Consider the following 3,732-nt stretch of genomic DNA (forward strand, 5'->3'; position numbering starts at 1 on the left):
GTCGGTGCGGGGGATGTGGGGGGCGGTGTGGCTGGTGGTGAGGACGATGCGTGCGCCGTGGTCGTTGAGGAGCATGTGCATGCGTGCGGTGGGCCAGGTGGTGTCCATGGGGGTGTAGGCGGCGCCGGCGCGTAGGACGGCGAGGGTGGCGACGAGGGTCCAGAGGCTGCGGTCCAGGGCGAGGGAGACGACGTCGCCGTCGTCGACGCCGTGGGCGCGTAGGTGGGCGGCGAGGGCGGCGGAGCGGCGGTCGAGTTCGGCGTAGGTCAGTGTCTCGTCACCGGCGATGCCGGCGACGGCGTCGGGGGTGTGTCGGGCCCAGTGCAGGACCAGGTCGTGGATCGGCTCGGCCGGGACTTCCCGTACCGGTCCGAGGCCCCAGGTGAGCAGTTGTTCCCGTTCGGCGTCTGACAGCGGCCCGGCGGCGTCGACCGTACCTGCCACGGCATGCGCGGCATCGAACCCGACAGACATCAGCCAACCTCCGATCAGGACCGGCGTCACCTGCACGGGTACGGCCGGGTCAGGAACCAGGAACTGCGGGGACGCGCCCGGTGACAGCCACGTCCGGGATGGACGAATTCAGCGCCCAGCCATCGCCGGGCCGGCTTCGAGGAAGCGCAGCATGTGACCGTTCAGCTCCTCGGCGAAGCGGTACGGCAGGTAGTCCGTACGGATGGTCACGCGCAGCAGGGCGTGGTCGGGCCGGGGCAGCACCTCGACCGTGAGGCCGTTGGACACCTCCCGGGCGTACGGGTCGACGACCTCCTCGGCCCGGCAGCCGGGCAGCTCCAGCGGCAGCACCACGTTGTCCTGGAAGACGAACGTCGGCAGGCTGGCGACCACCTCACCCGAGAGCCCGGCGGCGGGATCGTCGGCGGTCTCCGCGAAGGGGACGTCCTGGGCCCGCATCAGGTCGCTGATCGTCTCGTTGACCCGCAGGACGAGCTTGTCGTCCTCCGGCCCGTCGAACCGCACCCGGACGCAGTTGAGGTTGAGCCGGGTGGTGAACGCGGAGTCGAGAACCCGGCTGCCGCGCTTCGCGACGACCATCAGCAGGCCGATGTCGTCCTGCCGGTGCACGGCGCGCAGCGCCGAGGCGAACGCGGCGACGAAGTAGCTGGAGCGGCTGAACCGCTGTTCGCGCGCCGCCCGGTCCCAGCGCTGCATCACCTCGGGGCTGACGGTGACGGTGTGGCCGGCCTTCGGCCCCCACGCCAGCGCCTGCTCCAGGGACACCGTGGGATCACCGGCACCCTGGCGGGGCAGCCCGCGCAACTGTTCGCGCCAGTAGGCGCGCTGCGCCTGGAGGTCGGCGGCCTCGCGCAGCCGCATGTACTCGTCGTAGGACTGGCGCAGGGTGGGCGCCGGTCGCTCCCACACCGGGGCCTGACCCGACCTCCGCGCCGCGTACGCGTGGCTGAGGTCGCGCACCAGAAGCGCGTACGACCAGCCGTCGAAGGCGATGTGGTGGATGCCGATGCCGAACAGGACGCGGTTGGTCGAGGGGTGTCGGATCAGCGCGGCGCGCCAGTTGCGGCCCTGGGTGTAGTCCAGCGGCTGCTGCACGGCGTTTGCCAGCTGGTCCAGGGCTTCCTGTTCGGTGGTGGCGTCGGTCAGCAACTGCAACTGCGGCATCCCCGGGTTCGGCGGCACCAGCGCGACGGGCGGATGCACCCGGCGGTAGCGGGCGTGCAACGCCTCGTGCCGGCGGTGCACGTCGCCCAGCGCCGCCATCAGGGCGCGCAGGTCCAGGTCACCCTCGATCCACCAGGTGACCGGGACGACCACCTCCAACGGCGACATCAGGCACTTCGCCACCTGCTGCGCGAGCGGCACCGGCCCGGGGCGCTGGCGGGTCTGCGCCGGGCCGGTGGGCGTACGCCGGGGTGCGGTGGTCAGCCAGTGAGCGAGGGTGTGTGGGGTGGGGGTGCGGTGGATCTGGGAGACGGGAACGACGGTGTCGGTGGTTTCGTCGATGGTGGTGGCGACGGTGGCGGATTGCAGGGAGGTGCCGCCGAGGTCGAAGAAGTTGTCGTGGGTGCCGACGTGGTCGATTCCGAGGACGTCGGCGAAGATGCCGGTGAGGAGTCGTTCCTCGTCGGTGGTGGGTGCGACGAACTCCACGCCGAGGTCGGGGCGTTGTGTGGTGGGTTCGGGCAGGACCCGCCGGTCGATCTTGCCGGTGTCGCCGACCGGGAACCGGTCGACGACCATGATCACCGCCGGCACCATGTAGGCGGGCAGTTCGGCCGCGGCGTGTTCGCGAACCGCCCCGACCGCGGGGCTCCGGCCGTCGCGCCCCGTCACGTAGCCGACCAGTCGGGCCACGCCTCGGTCCTCGCGGCGGACCACCACCGCGCCGTCCACGTCGGGGTGCTGCGCCAGGACGGCTTCGATCTCCCCGAGTTCGATGCGGATGCCGTTGACCTTGACCTGGTGGTCCATGCGGCCGAGGATCTCCAGGGCTCCGGCTGGGTTCCATCGGCCGAGGTCGCCGGTGCGGTAGGCGGGGCCGCCGCCGTGCGGGTCGGTGACGAAGCGTTCGGTGGTGAGTTCGGGACGGTGCAGGTATCCGTCGGCGACGCCGAATCCGGTGATCAGGATTTCGCCGGGTGTCCCGGCGGGAACGAGGTTCAGGTCGGTGTCGACGACGCGGATCTGCCGGTTGGGCATGGGCCAGCCGATCGGCACGTACGGCCCGTCCCAGCCGGCGGACGCGTCGAACCAGGTGCACGCCACCGCCGCCTCCGCCGGCCCGTACGCGTTCAACACCCGGGTGCCCGCGGTCAACCACCGCTGGGCCAACTGCGGCGGCAGCGCCTCGCCACCGAAGATGATGCAGCGCAGACCGGGACAGGCCGCCGGGTCGAGTGGGGCGATGTTGGTGGCCGGTCCGAACGTGTGCGTCACGCCGTGCCGGTTGACGAGGTCGGTGAGCCGACGCGCGTCGAGCAGGTCGTCGCGGGAACACACCACCACACACCCGCCGGCAGTGAGCGTGGCGAAGATTTCCCCGAACGCGGCATCGAATACCGGCGCCGCCGAATGCAGCATCCGGCTGCCGGGGCCGATGCCGCACTCGTCGCTCATCCAGGCCAGGAAGTTCGTCAGCCTGTCGTGCGACAGCACGACGCCCTTTGGGGTGCCGGTGGAGCCGGAGGTGTAGATGACGAACGCGGGGGCGGTGGCCGGCACGGCCGGCAATCCGGCTGGATCCGCGGTCCAGTCGTCGTCGAGTGCGATGACGTGGACGTCGTCGGTGCGGGGGATGTGGGGGGCGGTGTGGCTGGTGGTGAGGACGATGCGTGCGCCGTGGTCGTTGAGGAGCATGTGCATGCGTGCGGTGGGCCAGGTGGTGTCCATGGGGGTGTAGGCGGCGCCGGCGCGTAGGACGGCGAGGGTGGCGACGAGGGTCCAGAGGCTGCGGTCCAGGGCGAGGGAGACGACGTCGCCGTCGTCGACGCCGTGGGCGCGTAGGTGGGCGGCGAGGGCGGCGGAGCGGCGGTCGAGTTCGGCGTAGGTCAGTGTCTCGTCACCGGCGATGCCGGCGACGGCGTCGGGGGTGTGTCGGGCCCAGTGCAGGACCAGGTCGTGGATCGGCTCGGCCGGGACTTCCCGTACCGGTCCGAGGCCCCAGGTGAGCAGTTGTTCCCGTTCGGCGTCTGACAGCGGCCCGGCGGCGTCGACCGTACCTGCCACGGCATGCGCGGCATCGAACCCGACAGACAT

Annotated in this window: 2 protein-coding genes; both read right to left on the reverse strand. The window is 71.5% G+C overall.

All coding sequences use genetic code 11. From position 1 onward, the window contains the following. Positions 1–474 (reverse strand): AMP-binding protein (locus ACPFP2_RS29765; protein WP_424093554.1); only part of this gene is annotated, 474 nt, incomplete at its 3' end. Positions 475–582: 108 nt separating this feature from the next. Continuing rightward, on the reverse strand, positions 583–3,702 hold the full coding sequence (locus ACPFP2_RS29770; RefSeq protein ID WP_424093556.1) for a non-ribosomal peptide synthetase: 3,120 nt from the start codon (positions 3,700–3,702) through the stop codon (positions 583–585). Positions 3,703–3,732: the final 30 nt, after the last annotated feature.

The sequence above is a fragment of the Micromonospora citrea genome (genome assembly GCF_049629545.1).
GTDB lineage: Bacteria > Actinomycetota > Actinomycetes > Mycobacteriales > Micromonosporaceae > Micromonospora > Micromonospora citrea_A.